Origin of the sequence: Bacillus sp. GMs2/2 (assembly GCF_050172095.1) — a bacterium.
Classification (GTDB): domain Bacteria; phylum Bacillota; class Bacilli; order Bacillales; family Bacillaceae_G; genus Bacillus_A; species Bacillus_A cereus.
The window spans coordinates 1-20,545 of the sequence record NZ_JBNLYE010000058.1 but is presented as its reverse complement, the minus strand read 5'-3'; the positions used below and the strand labels follow the sequence as shown (position 1 = coordinate 20,545).

Here is a 20,545-nt window from a genome sequence, read left to right as displayed (position 1 = left end):
AAATGGCGGTCCCGACCGGGGTCGAACCGGCGATCTCCTGCGTGACAGGCAGGCATGTTAACCACTACACCACGGGACCATTTGGTTGCGGGGACAGGATTTGAACCTGCGACCTTCGGGTTATGAGCCCGACGAGCTACCGTGCTGCTCCACCCCGCGACAATACTATTCATATAAAATTATATGGTGGAGGATGACGGGATCGAACCGCCGACCCCCTGCTTGTAAGGCAGGTGCTCTCCCAGCTGAGCTAATCCTCCAAAAGTGGTGACCCGTACGGGATTCGAACCCGTGTTACCGCCGTGAAAGGGCGGTGTCTTAACCACTTGACCAACGGGCCAATATGTATGGCAGAGAAGAAGGGATTCGAACCCTCGCACCGCGTTAGCGATCTACTCCCTTAGCAGGGGAGCCCCTTGAGCCACTTGGGTACTTCTCTGTATGGCTCCGCAGGTAGGACTCGAACCTACGACCGATCGGTTAACAGCCGATAGCTCTACCACTGAGCTACTGCGGAATAATGAAGACAATTTGTATCTTATAAAAATTCTCTCTGTAAGTCAAGAAGTTTTTAACAACATCTTGTTCAAACGTGACATGTTTATAATATACTGGATTGCGTTTTTACTGTCAAGATTTTTTCGATATCGGTTTGAGTTTCCCTTTACACTTTCCACAGACATATCTTTTTGTATTTATTTGACGCCTTCTTACATATTGAAGTGAACACTCCATACATTCATACTTATAAATCTTTTTTTCCTTCTCTTCATTAATCATTTGTTTACAAAAACGTGGTGCATCAACTTTCTTTAACAACTCACGAAATTCCCTGTCCCTGTGCTTATACCCTCTTCCTGCAATATGTAAGTGATAATGACAAAGCTCATGTTTAATAATCCCGACTAACTCTTCTTCACCATACACTTCGTAATATCGATAATTCAGTTCGATATTATGACTCTTCAATAAATAACGCCCACCAGTTGTACGTAATCTATTATTAAACACTGCTTTATGTAAGAACGGTACCTCAAAGTATTGTAGTGACACTTCTTCCACTAGTCGCTGAATTTCTTGCTCATCCACTCTCATTCCTCCTAAACAAAAAAATATTTTTACACTTTTCTCCCTTCTTATACATATATTAGATAGTACATATACCCATCCTCATGTAAGAAACGTGGTTTCTAAAAACAAAACATGAATAGAAATCCACTCACCAACCTCTCATCAATAGCATTTTAGATTTTTGAGAGCAGGATTAAACAAGGAGGGATTCCTATGCCTACGTGGCTAAAAAAACAAATGCAACGTGCATATTTCGAAAAAAACCGGTATCAAATTAAATTATTAAATGAATGCTGGTTTTATTATAGCAAAATACATCAAAGCTCATAATCCATTACACTTTTTATTCCATAAAAAAAGAGCAGTTTCGTCTGCTCTCTTCTCTTACTATTCAATCGGCAACATAGATAGTGCAACGCGTCCTTTTTTTGTATCAATATCATCTACCCATACTTTTACAATTTTCCCTACTGACACAACATCTAACGGATGCTTTACAAACTGTTTGCTAAGTTTAGAAATATGTACTAAACCATCTTGCTTTACGCCAACATCAACAAAAGCACCAAAATCAACAACGTTACGAACTGTTCCTTCTAGTTCCATACCACGTTTTAAATCTTCTAATTTCAAAATCCCTTTTTTCAGAAGTGGTTTAGGCAACTCATCCCTCATATCTCTTTCTGGACTAATAAGCGCATCTATAATATCAACTAACGTCGGCTCCCCAACTCCTGTTTCTTGAGATAACTTAGAAATCTCTACTTCTTCCAATCTCTTTTGTAATTGCGGTTGTCCTACGTCATCTATCGATAACCCTAGACTCTTCAATAACAATTCAACATTTTTATATTGCTCTGGATGAATACCTGTTCGATCTAATGGATTCGCTCCTTCTAGTATACGTAAGAAACCTATACATTGTTCATACGTCTTTGCACCTAAACGCGGGATTTTCTTTAATTCCGTGCGCTTTGTGAATTTCCCATCTTCTTCTCTCTTTGCCACAATATTTTTCGCAACAGTTTTCGATAAACCTGAAACATATTGTAACAATGCAACCGAAGCCGTATTTACATTAACCCCAACTTGGTTAACAGCTGTTTCTACTACAAATGTTAATGACTCATTCAGTCTCTTTTGAGATACATCATGTTGGTATTGTCCAACCCCAACTGATTTAGGATCAATTTTCACAAGTTCAGCAAGTGGATCTTGCAGACGTCTTCCAATAGAAACGGCACTTCTCTCTTCAACTTGTAAATTTGGGAATTCCTCACGAGCTAAATCAGAAGCTGAATATACACTAGCACCCGCTTCATTTACAATAATATAAAAGACATCTCGGTTCACACTTTGCAATACATCTACTATAAACTCTTCTGTTTCTCTAGATGCTGTCCCATTACCAATTGCAATCATTTCAACTTGATATTTATCTATAATAGAAAGAACTTTCGTTTTTGCATCATCATATTTACGAACAGGTGGATGCGGATAAATAACATCGATATGTAGTACTTTCCCCGTATCATCTACTACAGACAATTTACAACCAGTTCTATATGCCGGATCTACCGCTAGCACGACTTTCCCTTTCATCGGAGGTTGTAATAATAAGTTACGTAAGTTCTCAGAGAAAATATGTATCGCTTGTTCTTCAGCTGTTTCTGTTAATTCTTTACGAATTTCTCTTTCGATTGAAGATTGAATTAATCGTTTATAACCATCTTCAATCGCTAATTGTACATAATGTGCACTTTTCGAATCGTTATCACGAATTACTTTCTTATTTAAGAAAGTTACTATCTCATCTACTGGCGGAACAACAGCAACTCTCAATATATCTTCTTTCTCGCCACGATTCATTGCTAATACACGATGTGGTACTACTTTTTGCAATGGTTCTTCATAACTGTAATACATTTCATATATATTCTTTTCATCTTTTTCTTCATCTTTCACGGACGAAGACATAACACCTTTTCTAAAAGTAACATTTCGAATCCAACTACGATACGCAGCTTCATCTGAAACCATTTCTGCAATAATGTCTTGTGCACCTTGTAAAGCTTCTTCTGCAGATTGCACTTCTTTCTCTACATTAATAAATTCCACTGCCTTTTTAGCCGGATCTTCTTTTTTATATAACAATAACCATTCAGCTAATGGTTCTAATCCCTTTTCTTTAGCGATTGTCGCTTTCGTTCTTCTTTTCTCTTTATATGGACGATATAGATCTTCTACTTCTTGCAACTTTGTAGCTTTAACAATTTGCTGTCGTAGCTCTTCTGTCAGTTTCCCCTTCTCATCAATAAGACGAAGAACTTCTTCCTTCCTATCTTCAAGTTGCATCATATATTGCCATCTCTCTAAAATCGTACGAATTTGCACCTCATCTAAAGAGCCTGTCCATTCTTTTCGGTAACGAGCAATAAATGGAACTGTGTTACCTTCTTCTGTTAATTGAATAACATGACGAACTTGCTTTTCGGTAAAGCCTAATTCTTTCACTAACATTTTCATTAACGCTTGTCGATTATCTACCATTTCCATATACAACCGTAACCTCCTCTATAATAAAAAAAGTTGCCCTTCAAAGAGAGCAACTTAAACTGCCGATTTAAAAATCTATTAGTCCTAAACTAATTTGTAACGCTTCATCTACACGACTCATCATCACTTCATCCAAATGAGTGATTTTGTCCGTTAAGCGTTGCTTATCGATTGTTCGAATCTGCTCAAGTAAAATAACAGAATCTCTCTCAAAACCATACTTTTTCGCATCAATTTCCACATGAGTGGGTAATTTCGCTTTTTGAATCTGTGCAGTAATAGCCGCTACAATCACCGTTGGACTAAAACGATTTCCGATGTCATTTTGAATGACAAGAACCGGACGAACGCCTCCTTGCTCAGAACCAACAACTGGGGAAAGGTCTGCAAAATACACGTCGCCGCGTTTTACAATCAAAATATTACCCCCCGCTAACTAAGCGTTCTACTGTATGAGCTGCTTCATACTCTGCTAAGAAAGCTTCAGATGCAATACCAAGATTAATTTTTCCCATTTCAATGTACCCACGTCGCATTGATTCATGTTGGTAGCGTTTCTTCGTCTTATGTTGACGCAATAACAATTGTGTTGCCTGGCAAATTAGTTCATGGCGATTCTTATTCTCTTGTTTTCCAATTCCGTCCAATTCCGTTACCATTTGCTTTGGCAACCGAACCACGATTTCAGTAGTTACACTTGATTCGGACACAAAAATACACCTCCACCGTCAACTACACACCCAAATATATATATGACACCTATTGTAATAATACCATTGTATGGAGCCTGTTGCAAAGACTTCCTTATTCCTTGCTTATGTTTTCCAATTCACAAACAAAACATTCATCTTCTTAAATTTTTTATCTCATACCTAACTCAAAACAATAGAACCCCTCTTCAAAACTTACGTGCAACTTATATAAAAAATGATTATAAGTAAAAAGCTTCTCATCAAAAAGAGCTTATTATCCAGCAATGAACAGTCACTCCAATGACAAGAAGCAATCATACTACCTTCTATATATTGTTCAAGTAATTAATTATCTCTACAACCTTACCATTCCGTATAAATATTCTTGGCACACGGAAACTGATCGTTGCAATAATTTCATAATTAATAGTCCCTGAGTATTCCGCAACCTCTGTAGCGCTAATATACTCATCTCCTTGCCTTCCAATAAGCGTAACTTTCGTACCAAGTGGCACTTCACAAGGAAGATGAATCATGAACTGATCCATTGTTACTCGCCCTACAATCGGTACCCTTTTACCATTTATAAGCACTTCAAATCCTTGTAACCTTCTAAGCCACCCATCTGCATAGCCAATCGCTACAGTCGCAATCCATTCTTCAGTTTTCGTTCGATAGGTGACGTTATAACTAATTCCATCACCTTTAATTACCTGTTTAATATGAGCGACTTTCGTATGAAGTGATAGCGCCGGTTCTAATTCAAATGGTAAAAAAGGACGTATTTCTACAGAAGGAGATAATCCATACATTGCAATCCCAATTCGCACCGCATTAAATGTAATCCCTTGAAAACGTAACGTCGCAGCACTATTAGCTGTATGAACAAACTTAGGATCCACTCCGAATTCTTTCAACCAACTTAACTGCTCCAAGAACGTGTTATATTGCTTATCAAAATACGAAGTCTCAACCTCATCTGCCGTTGCAAAATGCGTGTATACTCCTTCTAACTCTAAAAACGGTGCACCCTCTAAACTCTTTAAAAATTCTTTTAGCTCTTTTCTTTCACGTATTCCAATTCTCCCCATACCACTATCAAAGTTAATATGGAATTTCATTACAGATGAACCATCCCAAAGTTTAATTGCTTCTTCCACCCATTCTTTTTGAAAAACAGTTAGCGCTACATCATTTTCAGCAGCTACATTTACATCACGCGGCGGCGAGGGACCTAACACTAAAATCGGTTCAGTAATACCAGCCCTCCGAAGCACTAAAGCTTCATCTAAAAAAGCAACAGCTAACCTTGTTGCACCTGCTTCTAATGCCGTTTTAGCCACCGGTACATAATCGTGCCCATATGCGTTTGCTTTAACTACAGCAAAAATCTCTACATTACTTGGGATGAACTCTTTAATATGTGTAACGTTGTTATAAATGGCATCTAAATCCACTTCCACCCAAGTGTCACGGTAAAATGGTGCTTCTTCCATAAATACACTTCCTTATACACGATATGCGAAGCTTATTCTTTTATATGCTTCTTTTATGAAATCCACCTTCAAACTAAGAAAAGACGTGGTGCACATATATCACCACGTCTAAGAAGTTTACTTCACCTGCTTCGCTGTAACTGAACGAGCAACCATTAACAGCTCCTTCGGCTCTAAACCTTTAGACACGAGCATATATTCTACTCCGTTATGCGACCACGTTACAGAGTCTTTCGTTAATGCACCAATCGTAAACCCAAGATCAACTGGTTCTCCACTTACACTTACCGCTGATGACGCCTCTGCAACTTTTGCCTTTTCTTGTATTAAAGTAAAGGATTTCTTATTTCCAGTGTATGTGAGTATCGCACGCTTGCCACTGTCTGTCTTCAACTCTTTTTCATCTTGCAGAGTCATACCTTGTGGTGTATCAAGTGGATACAAAATAGCAAACGGTTTGTCTTCTTTCGCTGTTGTTTGAACATCTACCTGTGCTCTAGACATATTTTGTTTCGTATCAAATGCACCTTTATCAAATTTCGCATCGAATTTCACTTTAGAGAAATCTACTTTCACAAGAACATTTTGATCATTATCCATTAACTTCACTGAAACTGGAGTCAAGTCGCTCTTATTCAATGTAATCTCTTGTCTCGGCAACATATTTTGATGTTGATAGTTTGTTTTTGTTTTAAAAATATAATACTTATCTGTTTTCTCAAAAGTAAGGTTTTTCTTGTCCTGCAAAATATCTCTTACAAGTGATTCATATAAATAAGCCTGGCTACTATTTTGCGGCCAATCACTTTGAAAACGGAAGCTCTTATTAAGTGCTGGCGTTAATACAAATACACCTTCTTCATTTCTCAAAATAATTTGGCTCTGATCTTTTTTTGCATTCTTTAAATTCACACGATAAAAAGACGGTTCCTTATGCCAAATCTCTACGTTATACTCTTGAGGCTCATTGCCTGTTTTAATAGATAATTTTGCCTCAGCTTGATAACTTTTCATCCCTTTTACTTTTGATTCTAAATCTCTCACGACATCATCTTGCTTCTTTTCCACACAACCCGCCAACACAAAAACGGTCAACAAACCGACAAGAACTAAAAACAGACGCCTTTTCATCAATTCAGCCCCTTTGCCCCTATAAATGAATGGAAGATGTACCTTCCTTATCGCTACCTCAAATATATGAGACAAAGATATAAAATATGCAGACTAGCGTGACGAGCTTTCTAAAACAACTTGAGCAACAGCAAATTCCTTACTATGACTAATTGATAAATGAACAATATACTCTGTACTTGTAATCAGAATTGGCTTACCTCTTTCATCATTTTTCACTTCAATATCTAAAAAACTCACTTCTTTTCCGATACCAGTACCTACAGCTTTTGAATACGCCTCTTTCGCTGCAAACCTTCCAGCTACAAACTCTGTAAGGCGACTTCCTTTCAGCTCCATAGCAACATTACGTTCATTTTCCGTTAAAATACGTTCCATAAATTTAAGCTTTCCATCTAGCATTTTTTCAATACGATTTAATTCAATAATATCGATACCAATCCCTATAATCATTTCGAAATCCCCTTCTTCTATTTAACTTTCTTCTTTCATATTGATAAGAATAACAGAGAATCTTTCTGATGCAAAAGGGGTGAAAGTAACCGTATGCTAATAAAATCCACTCATATTTCTTTACAACCGACTATTCTTACCTTACTTCTTATTCATTTAGTCATGATGATATTAGGCGACTTTTTTCTCTTACCACTGGCAGCCTCTAATGAATATATCGCTAAAGGAGAATGGTGGCGTGTCATAACTTCTCTTCTCGTACACGTAGACTTACAACATTTTCTTTCTAATAGTATTTTTTTGTTCGCTCTTGGTTCTTCTATCGAAAAGCAACTCGGACACTTTTCTTTTTTTATTCTATTTTTTCTCTCTGGAATTTCTGGAAATATTTCTTCTTATATTATTATGCCGCTTGAATATATTCACGCAGGTGCATCAGGTGGTATTTTCGGACTATTAGGTGCACAGTTATTTTTATTGTACAATCGATACCGCTCTTCAAAACCAAAAGAAATTGCCATTTTCTCAATTATGATTCTTCTATTACTACTATTTACTTTCTTTAACCCTTCTGCCAATCCGATCAGTCATTTAACAGGTTTAATAACCGGTGGCATTTTAACCCCTTTTTTAACCAAAAAAAACGATGGTGCAAAGCTTATTTAATATAAAAGCTTGCACCATCAATAATTTCTACATCTACTTGTTCACTTAAATCTCTCATTAATTGAAATAAAGACTCATCCTTCATCTTCGCCTCAATCATACAATCAATTTGCGGAACACTTCCCTTTATCCTTCTTAAAAAAGATAAAAATGCCTCTACATTAATATAATCTGCATGAGCTCTTGGATCTTTTCCCTCTCTAGGGCTAGAGATATGCATTTTAACCGGCAACAAAGACGTTTCCCACGTATGAACGACACGTGCCCAATCTTCATACCAATCTTCTTGCTCATTATTCATCATATGGTGATGCAAGTCAAATACGACGGGAATATCTAATTTTTCTCCTAAATATAATGTTTCCTCTAACGTAAAGGTTGTATCATCATTTTCTAATATAATCATTTCTTGAATACCCCTTGGGACATTCGACCAATTCTCTATAAAGCGCTCTAATGCAAGTTCTTTATCTTTATATCCTCCTCCAACATGCAGTACACATCGTTGCTTATGTTCAATCCCCATACCTTTTAATAATTTTTTGTGCATCTGCAATGTTTTTACAGATTGTTTAAAAACACTCTCCTCAGGTGAATTTAGTACAACAAAATGATCTGGATGGAAATCAATTCTCATATTCATATGAACTGCATATTCACCTAGTTTTTTTAAATTTTCTTTTAAAGGACGAATATAGTTCCACTCTAGCAATTCCTCATGATTCGCTAAAGGAATGAGCTTTGAACTGAGCCGAAAGAAAGATATGTCATGCCCTTTATTATGCTTTAATAAACGTAAACAATTTTCTAAATTGGAATTAGCAATTCTTTCAAGTTTACGAATTGCAGCAGCACGATCATCTAATTTCTGAAACTGTGCATACGTCATCGTTTGAGATGGAGATGCATTCTTCAAATGTACACTCATCGCAACGTAACCAAGCCTTACAAGCATATAACAGCCCCTTTTCTATCATAACTATTATGTAGTATGCACAATTATAGAAATAAAAAAAGAGAATGCCCGCAAAGGGCATTCTCTTTTTTTTATTAAGCTTGTGGACGGCTATGATGTTTTCTTTCGCCGCGTCCATTTGAAGAACCAGGGCGACCTTGGCCTTCACCTCTACGACCACGACTACCACCATCACGATTACGATCGCGGTTACCATCACGATTGCGATCACGGTTTCCGTCACGATTACGTCCATCACGGTTACGGTCACGGTTACGTCCATCGCCACCGCCGCGTGCATCACGACTACGATTACGGTTACCATCACGGTATCCGCCTCCGTTACCGCCGCGTTTTTTAGAACCGCCGCCTCTTGAAACAACAGGTGGTTCTGATGTTAAAGCGATCGGAGTTGTATCCGGCTCTTTAGTCATCATTTTTAAAGCAGCAGCTACTACTGTTACAGAGTCATTTTCTTCTAACATTTCTTCTGCAATACGCTTGTAGTATGCTAAGTTTTCATTTTCAATTGTGCTTTGAAGCTTTTCAGCGATTAAACGTTGTTGACCTTCTAATGCCTCGTCAAGTGTCGGTGCATCCATGCGGTCCATTTTACGTTTTGTTGTACGCTCGATATTTTTTAATTGTCCTGATTCACGTGGTGTTACAAATAGCATTGCAATACCTTTTTTACCTGCACGACCAGTACGACCGATACGGTGAACGTATGATTCTGGATCTTGTGGAATATCGAAGTTATATACGTGCGTTACGCCTGAAATATCAAGACCACGTGCAGCAACGTCTGTTGCAACAAGAACTTCAATAGAACCTTCTTTAAATTTACGTAATACAGACATACGTTTCGCCTGAGTTAAATCACCATGAATACCTTCTGCAGCATAACCACGTAAGTTTAATGCTTCTGATAATTCATCAACACGGCGCTTTGTACGACCGAATACGATTGCAAGCTCTGGAGATTGAATATCTAATAAGCGTGTTAACACGTCAAACTTTTTCTTTTCTTGCACTTCTAAATAGAACTGCTGAATGTTTGGCATTGTTACTTCTTTTGCTTTTACTTTAATGTGTTGAGGCTCAGTCATGAAACGCTCAGCAATACGGCGGATTGGATCCGGCATTGTCGCTGAGAATAGTAATGTTTGATGTGTTTCTGGCACATCTGTTAAAATTGCTTCAATGTCTTCAATGAAGCCCATGTTTAACATTTCATCCGCTTCGTCAAGAACAACTGTCTCTACGTTTTGCAGACGAAGTGTTTTACGGTTAATATGATCTAAAATACGACCCGGCGTACCAACAATAATGTGTGGGTGTTTTTTTAGAGCACGAATTTGGCGGTTAATATCTTGACCACCATAAATTGGTAAAATGCGAACACGTTTATGCTTACCAATTTTGTATAATTCTTCTCCAACTTGAATTGCTAATTCACGCGTTGGCGCGATAACAATACCTTGAACCGATTCTTTATGTGTATCCACTTTATCTAATAGTGGTAATCCGAATGCTGCTGTTTTCCCTGTACCTGTTTGCGCTTGCCCAATAATATCTTTACCTTGCAATGCATGTGGAATTGTTTCAGCTTGAATTGGTGTAGCCTCTTCAAAGCCCATACTTTCAACAGATTGCAGTAAAGAATCACTTAATCCTAATTCTCGAAATGTTGTCAATGTTACTTCTCCTTTTCTATCCTATACTTATCATTTAAAAAAAGGCGTTTTCCGAATTTGCGGAAAAGCCCTTTTCCTGAATGCTCACGTATATAAACGGGCGTATATTCTTCACGAAAATACTTCTAAACGTTATTACACTTTATCAATTATAAGTTTTGTATGTGTAAAAAGCAAACCCAACTGTTACCTTATTTTCATATTCAGAGTTTTTTTCTTCACTTTTATTTTTTTATATTTACTGTAAGCGCTTATTATAAGTTTCTTCTATTTTCGTAACTATCATCCCTATTTATATACACCAATTATTTCAACATCGTAATTACTTCTTCTAATTTCATACCGCGAGATGCTTTTATTAATACAACATCTTTCACATCGACTACTGCTTGTAAATCTTTTACTAACTCTTCTTTATTATCATACGCCTTTACACGTTCATTAGGGAAATTAATTTTCGCTCCTTCAGCAATTTGAGCCCCTAATCTACCGTATGTGAATACATGCGAGATTTTTGCTGGATCGATTAATTTTCCTACCTCATAATGGAACTGTACTTCTTGATCTCCAAGTTCTAACATATCACCGAGCACAACGATTTTTTTAGCAAAACCATCTAAACCATTCATTAAATGGAATGCTGCTTCCATAGCCGTCGGACTTGCATTATAAGCATCGTTGATAATTGTTAAACCACTATTTGTTTTCACAATTTCCATACGCATGCCCGTCATTTGAAGTGTTACTAAACCTTCTTTCATCTCTTCCCACGTTACACCAAAATGTTTCGCAATTGCCATTGAAGCAAGTGTATTATACACATTATGTTTTCCTAACACCGGTAAGTAGAATGAAATATTTTCATCTCTATTCATTTTGAAATGTGTCCCAGTTGCTTGTAATGTTACAGTCGTTGGATAATAATCGTTTGCTCTTGCATCACCAAACGTAACCGTTTCTGTTGCTAAATTCATTTCAGGAACACGATTCGTTAATAAAGGCTCATCTCCGTTATATACGAACACGCCACCTTCTTGTAACCCTGTAACAATTTCTAATTTCGCTTCAGCAATTGCCTCACGAGATCCTAAATCCATTAAATGTGCCTCACCAATATTCGTAATGATAGCTGCATTAGGACGAGCTAACTTAGATAAGAATTCAATTTCGCCTCGGCTTGACATACCCATCTCTAATACTGCTACTTCTGTAGTTTCTTCTAAGTTTAAAATGGTAAGAGGTAATCCGATATGGTTATTGAAGTTCCCTTCTGTTTTTTGCACTTTGAATTTAGTCGCAAGAAGACTTGTTACAATATCTTTCGTAGATGTTTTACCGTTACTACCCGTTACACCTACAACTTTAACATCCAATTGATCACGATAGTTTTTCGCTAACATTTGCAATGCGGATAGCGTGTCTTCCACAAAAATAACCGGAAGATTCTCAGGTGGATTCGCTACATCTTTCATCCATAATGTAGCCACAGCTCCATTTTCAACAGCTTTATCTACAAAAGCATGTCCATCAAAGCGCTCCCCTTGAATCGGAACATACAAGTTTCCTTTTTCAATTTTTCTTGTATCAATAGACACGCCTTGAATAGTAATTCCCTCATATTGCTCTGCTAATCCAGTACCATTTACCATCTGTTCCACTTGCTTTAACATTCGCTTTATCATATAGAAACGCTCCTTACATAGAGGAAGCACTATTCCTACGAATAGTGCTTCCTCCTTTTTTGTTAGATTGTATATTTAATTTTTTGTTTTTCTTCGTGACGTTCAATCGCTAAACGAATTAGCTCTTCGATTAATTCTGGATACGGTAACCCAGTATGTTGCCATAATAGAGGGAACATACTGAACGGTGTAAATCCTGGCATTGTGTTTACTTCGTTAATATACACTTCTCCATCTTTCGTTAAGAAGAAATCAGCTCGCGTTAAACCTGCACCGTCTAATGATTGGAATGCAATAATTGCATCACGCTTAATTACATTAGATTCTTCTTCTGTCATTTCGGCTCATCATTACCTAGTACCCCAACTTCTACTTCACGACCTACAATATTTTCTTCTACAATAATTTTGCGATCAAATTGGAATGCCTCTACAAATGCATCCTCAAGTTCTTCACGATTTTTACACTTATTAATACCAACACTTGAACCAAGGTTCGCTGGTTTTACGAAGCAAGGATATCCTAACTTATCTTCTACTTTAGAATAAGCTGCCTCACGATTTTTTTCCCATGCACTACGAATGAAGGATGCATATTTTGCTTGTTTTAAACCAGCCTCTGCAAAGATGTTTTTCATAACAACTTTATCCATACCAGCAGATGATGCTAGAACACCATTTCCTACATAAGGGATATTCATTAATTCTAATAGTCCTTGAACCGTTCCATCTTCACCGTTTGGTCCATGTAGTAATGGGAAAATAACGTCAATAGCATTATCCTCAGAAGCTGCAGATGGGATAATTTCTGTACTTAATGATAACGGAGAAATCGCATTTTCTGCACCGCTCATTTTTAAAGCTTCAACATCTGTTACTTCGCCTTCAATACGCTCACCGCGTACCCATTGACCTTGTTCTGTAATATAAATTGGATGAATCTCGAATTTATCTTGATTTAACGCTTTAATAGCAGCAAGAGCCGTCTGTAGCGAAACTTGATGCTCAGCTGATTTTCCACCATATAATAAACCTAATTTAATTTTCGTCAATGAAATCACCCTAACCAATTGTTTTCATTTTTCTATTTTAGCACTTTTTATAAAAATAGGTAGTTCCTATTTGAAATAAAATGTAACTTCCATAAATAATTAAATAACATCACTTATTGGTTTTTCATTTCATTTTCTATATAGCTACACAAAATAAAATGGCAATCTAATCTAGTTATGTACCTAAAATATGTAGAAATCCCCTTTTTTGTGTATGTCACCTATTCACTAAGAAGATTGTTTGGTTAGTGTGTCTTTTTGCCTTTGCTCCACAAGGCGATCTAAAGAAACATATACAATACCTGCAACTACACATCCTACAGCTAAAATTGTAAATAGAAAGTGACCAAGTAATCGATCTAATAAAAAACCTCCCAAAAGTGGACCAAATGCGCTTCCTGTAATCCACTGCAAACTTGCAGCTCCCATATAAGTCCCTCTCAAATGCTCAGGGGCCAAATTTGCTACAAATGTCATCTGTACAGGCGACATAATCATCTCACCTAACGTATATATAGCATAAACGAACAGTAGTGTTATTAAAATAATTGTAGCATTTGTATTAAATTCTCCAAACCACTTCGGTAACCACCCTATAAAAAATAATCCAATCCCGAATAAACATGCACCATATAACATCGTCTTCCCGACTGGTTTATCCGTAGCCCATTTTGAAATTTGAAACTGGAATAAAACAACTAATAATCCGTTTAACGCCATTAAATATGGATATGGATTATTCGTTCCAAAAATACGCTTCATTTCATTATCAAAATGTAGTGGCAACATGCCTTCCGTTTGAGAAAACCCCATCGAAATAATAATACCTGCTAATAAGTAAATCATTAATGCCTTATCTCGCATTACAATTTTCCAAACTGCCCCAGATTCCTTTTCTTTATGTTCTTCCCTATCTGTCCTTTTTGGCATCGTCTCTTGAATAAGAAGTAATACAAGTAACGCATAAAATAGCATTGTAGAAGAGGCAATAATAAACACAAGGTTCTTTGACAACACAACTACTGATGCTCCCATTATCGGACCAATCGCAGCACCTATATTGTGTCCCATTCGTAATAAACCATATGCCTCTGTTCTTTTTTCTGGTGCCGTTACATCTGCGACCATAGCTGATGCAGCTGGATGAAATAAAGAATTACTCAACCCTAAAAAAATAGATAAAATTGCATATGGAATAAATCCTTCTATAAATAGAAAACCGAGCATTAATAATGCATTACTTGCCATAGAAAATATCATAATAGGCTTTCTTCCATATATGTCAGCAATTCTCCCTCCTATAAGTGATCCAAAGCTTGCAGCAATTGGAGAAAGCGCCATAATAACCCCAACTTCCAACAACGAATCTACCTTATCTTTTAAATATAATGCAAAAAAAGGCATTAACATCATCATTGCAATTCCATTTAACGTCTCTCCAATAAATCGAATCCATACGTTACGGTCCATCTCCCTTAACTCACGCCACGTATTTTTCATCATTCCACCCCTTTAGTTAGCCAACAATTATCTTATAACAAGTTCAGAAAAATGTAAATTTTCAAATAAAAAAATCCATTCTAACAGAATTAGAATGGATTTTTTCGCTTATAAATTTGCAACATCTTCTTCTTTTTTACTATTATTTAAAGCACTATGTTTTCGGCTATATAAAAAGTAAACCGCTATACCAATAACCATCCATATCCCAAAACTAATCCACGCTGTCCCTGATAATTGAAGCATTAAGTATAAACAGAAAATCACTGTTAATGCTGGTAAAAATGGTACAAGCGGAGCCTTAAATGCCCTTGGTAAGTCTGGATGAGTTCTTCTCATTACGATTACCGCAACAGCTACAAGTGCAAATGCTGACAATGTCCCCATATTTACAAGATGTGCTAAAACATTTAAATCTATTAATCCTGAAATCAGTGCCGCAATAATCCCCGTTGTCCATGTATTTAAAAATGGCGTTTTAAATTTCGGATGAACTTTAGCAAGACGCTTCGGCAGTAAACCATCTCGGCTCATCGCATAAGAAACACGAACTTGCCCATACATCATAACCAGCATTACTGTTGTAATTCCTGTAATTGCTCCTACTGAAATTACCCCCGCTAAACCATCTTGTCCAATAAATTGAAGTGCAAAAGCAACTGGATCTGATATATTTAGCTGGCCGTATGGAACAATTCCTGTCAAAATAAGCGAAACAACGATATAAAGAACTGTACAAATTAATAACGATGCAATAATACCAATTGGTAAATCACGTTGCGGACGTTTCACTTCTTCTGCCGCTGTTGAAACTGCATCAAATCCTATAAATGCGAAGAATACTGTAGCCGCTCCAGCCATTACACCATCTAAACCAAATGGCATAAAGGGCGTCCAGTTTTCGGGTTTCACATAATTAAAACCAGCAAAGATAAAAATAAGAACAACTGCTATTTTAATAAATACCATAATGTTATTTACTCGTGCACTTTCACGAACACCCCTAGATAAAAGAACTGTCATCACTAAAATAATTAGAACTGCAGGTAGATCAATTATTCCACCCTTTCCTGTACCAGGAGCCGAGGAGAGAATAGTCGGAATGTGAATTCCAAACCCCTTTAATAAAGATTGAAAATATGCAGACCAACCGTTTGCTACAGCAGATGTAGCAAGTAAATATTCAAGCATTAAGTCCCAGCCAATTAAAAATGCGAACACTTCCCCCATCGTCGCGTATGTATACGTATACACACTGCCCGAGACAGGAACTGAAGAAGCAAATTCAGCATAACAAAATGCAGCAAAGGCACAAGCTAACGCGGCAATCGCAAATGATAATATAATAGCTGGCCCAGAATGTTTCGCTGCCACAACACCCGTTAGAACAAAAATACCAGTTCCAACAATTGCTCCGATTCCAAGCATAGTTAAATCTAGCGCACCCAATGTTCTTGCTAACGTTTTTTGCTTACTTTCATGCATTAACTTTGCAATTGGCTTCTTTTGAAAAATTTGCTTCATCTTTCACTCCTCCAAGTTTTAAATTTTCTGAAAATTTTTAATTCGCTTTTTTATTTTACTCATTACGCTTTTCCTAGTCAATACTTTTGTCGAAACAAGTAGAAATTCTTCTGAATATGCACGATCCTTATTATTCTTTCTATATATCTTCCCATTATTTTTTTGGTATTATTATACATGTCGATTCCGTGAAAAAGGCATGCCCCCTTATTGAGAGCATGCCTTTTTTACTTATTTCACAGTATATGAACCTTGTTCAATCCAGCTATACATATACTTTTCATCTTCTGTTTCATGTGCTTGTTTTACAATACGAAGCGGACGGAATGTGTCTATCATAACAGCTAATTCAAGCGTCTCTTTCTTCCCTATACTTGCCTCTGTTTTCCCCGGATGCGGTCCATGGGGAATCCCGCTCGGATGAAGTGTAATAGAACCTTCTTCCACACCTTTGCGACTCATAAAGTTTCCTTCTACATAGTAAAGAACTTCATCACTATTAACATTACTATGATAATATGGTGCTGGAATTGACTCTGGATGATAATCGTATAAACGTGGTACGAAAGAGCAAATAACAAAATTATGTCCTTCAAATGTTTGATGTACTGGCGGTGGCTGATGAATGCGCCCTGTAATTGGTTCAAAATCCTCTACATTAAATACCCACGGATATAAATAGCCATCCCATCCAACAACATCTAACGGGTGGTGTCCTAAAACATGTTTATGCATATAGCCTCTTGATTTTGTCATTACGACAAACTCGCCTTTTTCATCATATGTCTCTAATTTTTCTGGACCACGAAGATCTCTTTCACAAAACGGACTATGCTCTAACAATTGTCCGTATTCATTTCGATAACGACGCGGCGTTGTAATTTGGCTATTTGCCTCTACAACAAGAAACTTAGTCTCTCCTTCATCTGGAATAACACGATAAATCGTTCCAATTGGAATCGTTACATAGTCGCCTTTTCTATAGTGAATCGTTCCAAACATCGTTTCAATTTTCCCTGTTCCATAATGAACAAATAACATTTCATCGCCATCACCATTACGATAGAAATAATCCATTTTTTCTGTTGGACTCACTACTCCAATTAACAAATCTTCATTTCCAAGTATGAAATTCCGTCCACTTATTGCATCACCACTTTTTTTACTTTCTTTCGTTCGAAAGTGGCGATGAGAAAGAGCAACATCCTCTTCATACTGCAACTGACAAGAATGCGATAATGCAGAATGACCTACTTCTGTTGGCATATAATGATGATACAAAATAGACTGCGTACCAGAAAAACCTTTTGTTCCCATTACCTGTTCACGATAAAGCGACCCATCTTTTTTACGAAATTGTACATGTCGTTTATGAGGTAGTTCTCCCATGTGACGATAAAACATGCCCATCACCCGCTTCCTTTTCTTTTTTGATCGTATTACGTAGTGTACCTAAACCAGTAATCGACAGTTCTACAACATCTCCATCTTGTAGCCACTCTTCTGTACCCAGTTCTAAAATACATCCTGTTCCTACTGTCCCAGAACCAATCACATCTCCTGGATATAACGTAACGTCCTCTGAAGCACGTTCAATCATTTCAGCAAATGTATAGTAAATATCTTGGAAGTTTCCTTTTGATAATAGTTTTCCATTTACATGAGCAGTCATTTCTAAATTATATCGATCACCATTACGATAAACGTCTAATTCCTCTTTCGTAACGAGATGTGCTCCTAATGAAGTTGCAAAGTCTTTTCCTTTCGCTGGACCGAGACCTACTTTCATTTCTGTTGCTTGTAAGTCTCTCGCACTCCAGTCGTTCATAATACAATAACCAAAAATATATTCCTCTGCTTGCTCTCGAGAAATATTTCGCCCTTCTCTTCCTATTACGCAAGCAATCTCCAACTCATAATCAAGCTTTTTAGACTTTTTCGGACCAATTACAAAATCACCGGAACCAATTACAGCACGATGATTAGTAAAATAAAAAACCGGAATATCATACCATTCAGGCACAACATCTAATCCTCTTCGTCCACGAGCTGTTTTTACATGTTGTTCAAATGCGTAAAAATCTCGAATACTACTCGGATTAGGAAGAGCAGCTGTCAATTGTACTTCTTCTAAAGCATATATACCCTTATTTGGATTCTTAATATTCCGCACTACTTCTACATACTCATCCGCTTTCTCTAAAAAATCCATCATAGAAGAAGGGATTTCCCCTTCACTAGCAAGATTCATATCTATTACTTTGTCACCTTCAAGCCATCCAGCCCGTAGTTCTTTTGAAGGAAGACGAAATGTAACAAATTTCATCCTGATTCCTCCTTATAAAAATGAAATTTCCACCAGCAAAGGGACTTTTGCTGGTGGATACAAATCTTATAAGTTTCCGCGACGCTCTTGTTCTCTTTCAATTGATTCGAATAACGCTTTAAAGTTTCCTTCACCAAATCCACGAGAACCTTTACGTTGAATGATTTCAATAAATAAAGTCGGACGATCTACAATTGGTTTCGTAAAGATTTGTAGTAAGTAACCTTCATCATCACGATCTACTAAGATCTTTAATTCTTTTAACTTATCAATTTCTTCATCGATTTTTCCAACTCGTGCAGTTAGCTCATCGTAATAAGTATCAGGTGTATCTAAAAACTCCACCCCATTTGCACGAAGCGCTTCAACTGTTTTAACAATATCACTTGTTAATAAAGCAAGATGTTGTACACCAGCTCCATTATAGAATTCTAGATACTCTTGAATTTGTGACTTTCTCTTTCCGTCTGCTGGTTCGTTAATAGGAAACTTAATACGACTTCCATTCGTCATAACTTTTGACATTAACGCCGAATACTCTGTACTAATATCGTCATCATCAAAATGAATCATTTGTTTAAAGCCCATAACATTCTCGTAATAACTAACCCACTCTTCCATTTTTTCAACATTACCAACTACATGATCAACAGCAATTAAACCAGACTCCTCAAATGGAATATTAAATTCTACCTTTTGGAATCCTGGCATAAATGCCCCTTTATAATTTTTACGCTCTACAAGCGTATGAATTGTATCACCATACGTACCAATAACTGCTTTTTTCAATGTACCGTCCTCATCTGTTAATTCCTGCGGTGGAGCAATTGCGACGGCACCACGTTTCACTGCTTCTGAGTATGCTTTATCAACATCATCAACAAGTAGTGCCACATCCTTCACGCCATCACCATGAGTCTTTACAAACTCTGCAATACGATTTTCACTACTTAAAGCTCCAGACACAACGAAACGCATATTTTTTTGCACAAGAACATAAGATACCTTTTCACGGTTTCCAGTTTCTAATCCAGAGTAAGCCACAATTTTGAATCCGAACGCTCTCGCAAGATAATAACTCGATTGCTTTGCATTCCCTACGTAAAATTCCAAATGATCTACATCACGTACTGGAAAAAAGTCCTCCATTTGTGCAGCTAGCGTATCCATAGATTTTTGTTTCATAATATCTTCATCCCCCTGTAAATAGATTAAATGGTCCATACTTAAAACCAACCGAAAACGCTTCCAACATTAATTAATAGAAATTAGTTAGCAAGCTAACAAATTCTGACCTTTAAAATTTTCTATCTTTTCTGTCAAATTCCTCTTTTTTTCTTACATATAAAATTCGACTTTTTTCTCTTTGAAATAAAGCGGGATTTTATTCAGTGGATTTTTGATTATTCGTTGAATCAAGTTTCAACCGCAGCGTTTAATTAGCCATGAATGCTGGATAATGAGGTAACTTTAATACTTGAGGGTATATAAGAAGAATATAAAAAAGACTCCAACATATTAACTACTTACTAATACGTTAGAGTCTTTATTTTTTTTGAATGATTGTATTTATATATCTCATACTAATACATTTGCAAGGAATAGAATAAATGATGTTAATATTACCGCTCCACCTAAGGATCCTAATAAATCTGTTTTTGTTACTTGAAACACTTGTTCACTGTTCATATCCCTCATTCTCCTTCCTTTTTTGTTTAATTTAAAACTTCTATTATACTAATACA

At 36.9% G+C, this 20,545-nt stretch carries 18 protein-coding genes, 6 tRNA genes and 1 pseudogene; 2 read left to right on the top strand and 23 right to left on the bottom strand.

Annotated features, from left to right (window positions below; genetic code table 11):
- Positions 1 to 3 precede the first annotated feature (3 nt).
- The 7 genes from ACQGS6_RS10690 to ACQGS6_RS10660 all read right to left on the bottom strand — a co-directional run bounded on the left by ACQGS6_RS10690 (position 4) and on the right by ACQGS6_RS10660 (position 1,089).
- Positions 4 to 79: transfer RNA gene (locus ACQGS6_RS10690), tRNA-Asp, on the bottom strand.
- 3 nt (positions 80 to 82) lie between these two features.
- Positions 83 to 159, bottom strand: a tRNA-Met gene (locus tag ACQGS6_RS10685).
- Between the two features lie 25 nt (positions 160 to 184).
- Positions 185 to 260 (bottom strand) — tRNA-Val (locus ACQGS6_RS10680).
- Between the two features lie 5 nt (positions 261 to 265).
- Positions 266 to 340, bottom strand: a tRNA-Glu gene (locus tag ACQGS6_RS10675).
- 8 nt (positions 341 to 348) lie between these two features.
- Positions 349 to 439 (bottom strand) — tRNA-Ser (locus tag ACQGS6_RS10670).
- A gap of 3 nt (positions 440 to 442) precedes the next feature.
- A tRNA-Asn gene (locus tag ACQGS6_RS10665) sits at positions 443 to 517 on the bottom strand.
- Positions 518 to 630: 113 nt separating this feature from the next.
- Entirely contained in the window at positions 631 to 1,089 is a 459-nt protein-coding gene (locus ACQGS6_RS10660; protein WP_047385515.1) for a SprT family protein, read from the bottom strand.
- 195 nt (positions 1,090 to 1,284) lie between these two features.
- Here ACQGS6_RS10660 and cmpA point away from each other — a divergent pair, with 195 nt between their 5' ends.
- A complete protein-coding gene (gene cmpA / locus ACQGS6_RS10655) occupies positions 1,285 to 1,401 on the top strand; it encodes a cortex morphogenetic protein CmpA (RefSeq protein WP_001143642.1) in 117 nt (38 codons plus the stop codon).
- A 57-nt stretch (positions 1,402 to 1,458) separates the two neighbouring features.
- Here cmpA and ACQGS6_RS10650 read toward each other — a convergent pair whose 3' ends face one another.
- The 6 genes from ACQGS6_RS10650 to acpS form a co-directional block, all read right to left on the bottom strand.
- Positions 1,459 to 3,627: a Tex family protein gene (locus tag ACQGS6_RS10650; protein WP_044306890.1), complete on the bottom strand. Its 2,169-nt coding sequence runs from the start codon at positions 3,625 to 3,627 to the stop codon at positions 1,459 to 1,461.
- 67 nt (positions 3,628 to 3,694) lie between these two features.
- On the bottom strand, positions 3,695 to 4,045 hold the full coding sequence (gene ndoA / locus ACQGS6_RS10645) for a type II toxin-antitoxin system endoribonuclease NdoA (protein WP_000635965.1): 351 nt from the start codon (positions 4,043 to 4,045) through the stop codon (positions 3,695 to 3,697).
- Between the two features lie 4 nt (positions 4,046 to 4,049).
- Complete coding sequence (locus ACQGS6_RS10640; protein WP_000004570.1) at positions 4,050 to 4,337, bottom strand: antitoxin EndoAI; 288 nt, start codon at positions 4,335 to 4,337, stop codon at positions 4,050 to 4,052.
- 308 nt (positions 4,338 to 4,645) lie between these two features.
- Positions 4,646 to 5,815: an alanine racemase gene (alr, locus tag ACQGS6_RS10635; protein ID WP_000390617.1), complete on the bottom strand. Its 1,170-nt coding sequence runs from the start codon at positions 5,813 to 5,815 to the stop codon at positions 4,646 to 4,648.
- A 117-nt stretch (positions 5,816 to 5,932) separates the two neighbouring features.
- On the bottom strand, positions 5,933 to 6,883 hold the full coding sequence (locus ACQGS6_RS10630; protein WP_002004297.1) for a LolA family protein: 951 nt from the start codon (positions 6,881 to 6,883) through the stop codon (positions 5,933 to 5,935).
- 156 nt (positions 6,884 to 7,039) lie between these two features.
- Positions 7,040 to 7,399: a holo-ACP synthase gene (gene acpS, locus ACQGS6_RS10625; RefSeq protein ID WP_000583417.1), complete on the bottom strand. Its 360-nt coding sequence runs from the start codon at positions 7,397 to 7,399 to the stop codon at positions 7,040 to 7,042.
- 93 nt (positions 7,400 to 7,492) lie between these two features.
- Here acpS and ACQGS6_RS10620 point away from each other — a divergent pair, with 93 nt between their 5' ends.
- The gene (locus ACQGS6_RS10620; protein ID WP_074625534.1) at positions 7,493 to 8,065 is read left to right on the top strand and encodes a rhomboid family intramembrane serine protease; all 573 of its coding nucleotides are present in this window, start codon (positions 7,493 to 7,495) and stop codon (positions 8,063 to 8,065) included.
- On the opposite strand, the gene uvsE is transcribed toward ACQGS6_RS10620, so the two are convergent.
- The 10 genes and pseudogenes from uvsE to ACQGS6_RS10570 all read right to left on the bottom strand — a co-directional run bounded on the left by uvsE (position 8,058) and on the right by ACQGS6_RS10570 (position 20,489).
- Positions 8,058 to 9,020 (bottom strand): UV DNA damage repair endonuclease UvsE, encoded by a 963-nt coding sequence (uvsE, locus tag ACQGS6_RS10615; protein WP_000961161.1) that lies wholly within the window; start codon positions 9,018 to 9,020, stop codon positions 8,058 to 8,060. The genes ACQGS6_RS10620 and uvsE overlap by 8 nt on opposite strands.
- 95 nt (positions 9,021 to 9,115) lie before the next feature.
- Complete coding sequence (locus ACQGS6_RS10610) at positions 9,116 to 10,717, bottom strand: DEAD/DEAH box helicase (RefSeq protein WP_000206585.1); 1,602 nt, start codon at positions 10,715 to 10,717, stop codon at positions 9,116 to 9,118.
- 305 nt (positions 10,718 to 11,022) lie between these two features.
- Positions 11,023 to 12,399, bottom strand: a complete 1,377-nt coding sequence (gene murF / locus ACQGS6_RS10605; RefSeq protein ID WP_000595964.1) for a UDP-N-acetylmuramoyl-tripeptide--D-alanyl-D-alanine ligase — start codon at positions 12,397 to 12,399, stop codon at positions 11,023 to 11,025.
- 62 nt (positions 12,400 to 12,461) lie between these two features.
- Positions 12,462 to 13,450 (bottom strand): annotated as a pseudogene (locus tag ACQGS6_RS10600) (D-alanine--D-alanine ligase family protein).
- 228 nt (positions 13,451 to 13,678) lie between these two features.
- Complete coding sequence (locus ACQGS6_RS10595) at positions 13,679 to 14,950, bottom strand: MDR family MFS transporter (RefSeq protein ID WP_000799724.1); 1,272 nt, start codon at positions 14,948 to 14,950, stop codon at positions 13,679 to 13,681.
- A gap of 108 nt (positions 14,951 to 15,058) precedes the next feature.
- A complete protein-coding gene (locus ACQGS6_RS10590; protein WP_000809349.1) occupies positions 15,059 to 16,474 on the bottom strand; it encodes an amino acid permease in 1,416 nt (471 codons plus the stop codon).
- A gap of 231 nt (positions 16,475 to 16,705) precedes the next feature.
- Positions 16,706 to 17,878 (bottom strand): homogentisate 1,2-dioxygenase, encoded by a 1,173-nt coding sequence (locus ACQGS6_RS10585; RefSeq protein ID WP_013141710.1) that lies wholly within the window; start codon positions 17,876 to 17,878, stop codon positions 16,706 to 16,708.
- A complete protein-coding gene (locus ACQGS6_RS10580; RefSeq protein WP_000673999.1) occupies positions 17,844 to 18,800 on the bottom strand; it encodes a fumarylacetoacetate hydrolase family protein in 957 nt (318 codons plus the stop codon). The genes ACQGS6_RS10585 and ACQGS6_RS10580 overlap by 35 nt, the downstream gene beginning before the upstream one ends.
- A 66-nt stretch (positions 18,801 to 18,866) precedes the next feature.
- Positions 18,867 to 19,985 carry a 4-hydroxyphenylpyruvate dioxygenase gene (hppD, locus tag ACQGS6_RS10575; RefSeq protein ID WP_000810922.1) on the bottom strand — a complete coding sequence of 373 codons (1,119 nt, stop codon included), beginning with the start codon at positions 19,983 to 19,985 and terminating at the stop codon, positions 18,867 to 18,869.
- A gap of 393 nt (positions 19,986 to 20,378) precedes the next feature.
- Positions 20,379 to 20,489, bottom strand: coding sequence for a DUF3948 family protein (locus tag ACQGS6_RS10570; RefSeq protein ID WP_001083690.1), 111 nt, complete (start codon positions 20,487 to 20,489; stop codon positions 20,379 to 20,381).
- Between the last annotated feature and the right edge of the window lie 56 nt (positions 20,490 to 20,545).

What these genes read in the sequence shown, in the direction of transcription:
- cmpA (WP_001143642.1), top strand. Translation starts at nt 1,285, where the DNA reads ATGCCTACGTGGCTAAAAAAACAAATGCAACGTGCATATTTCGAAAAA.
- ACQGS6_RS10650 (WP_044306890.1), bottom strand. Translation starts at nt 3,627, where the DNA reads ATGGAAATGGTAGATAATCGACAAGCGTTAATGAAAATGTTAGTGAAA.
- alr (WP_000390617.1), bottom strand. Translation starts at nt 5,815, where the DNA reads ATGGAAGAAGCACCATTTTACCGTGACACTTGGGTGGAAGTGGATTTA.
- acpS (WP_000583417.1), bottom strand. Translation starts at nt 7,399, where the DNA reads ATGATTATAGGGATTGGTATCGATATTATTGAATTAAATCGTATTGAA.
- ACQGS6_RS10620 (WP_074625534.1), top strand. Translation starts at nt 7,493, where the DNA reads ATGCTAATAAAATCCACTCATATTTCTTTACAACCGACTATTCTTACC.
- uvsE (WP_000961161.1), bottom strand. Translation starts at nt 9,020, where the DNA reads ATGCTTGTAAGGCTTGGTTACGTTGCGATGAGTGTACATTTGAAGAAT.
- murF (WP_000595964.1), bottom strand. Translation starts at nt 12,399, where the DNA reads ATGATAAAGCGAATGTTAAAGCAAGTGGAACAGATGGTAAATGGTACT.
- ACQGS6_RS10595 (WP_000799724.1), bottom strand. Translation starts at nt 14,950, where the DNA reads ATGAAAAATACGTGGCGTGAGTTAAGGGAGATGGACCGTAACGTATGG.
- ACQGS6_RS10590 (WP_000809349.1), bottom strand. Translation starts at nt 16,474, where the DNA reads ATGAAGCAAATTTTTCAAAAGAAGCCAATTGCAAAGTTAATGCATGAA.
- ACQGS6_RS10585 (WP_013141710.1), bottom strand. Translation starts at nt 17,878, where the DNA reads ATGTTTTATCGTCACATGGGAGAACTACCTCATAAACGACATGTACAA.
- ACQGS6_RS10580 (WP_000673999.1), bottom strand. Translation starts at nt 18,800, where the DNA reads ATGAAATTTGTTACATTTCGTCTTCCTTCAAAAGAACTACGGGCTGGA.
- hppD (WP_000810922.1), bottom strand. Translation starts at nt 19,985, where the DNA reads ATGAAACAAAAATCTATGGATACGCTAGCTGCACAAATGGAGGACTTT.
- ACQGS6_RS10570 (WP_001083690.1), bottom strand. Translation starts at nt 20,489, where the DNA reads ATGAACAGTGAACAAGTGTTTCAAGTAACAAAAACAGATTTATTAGGA.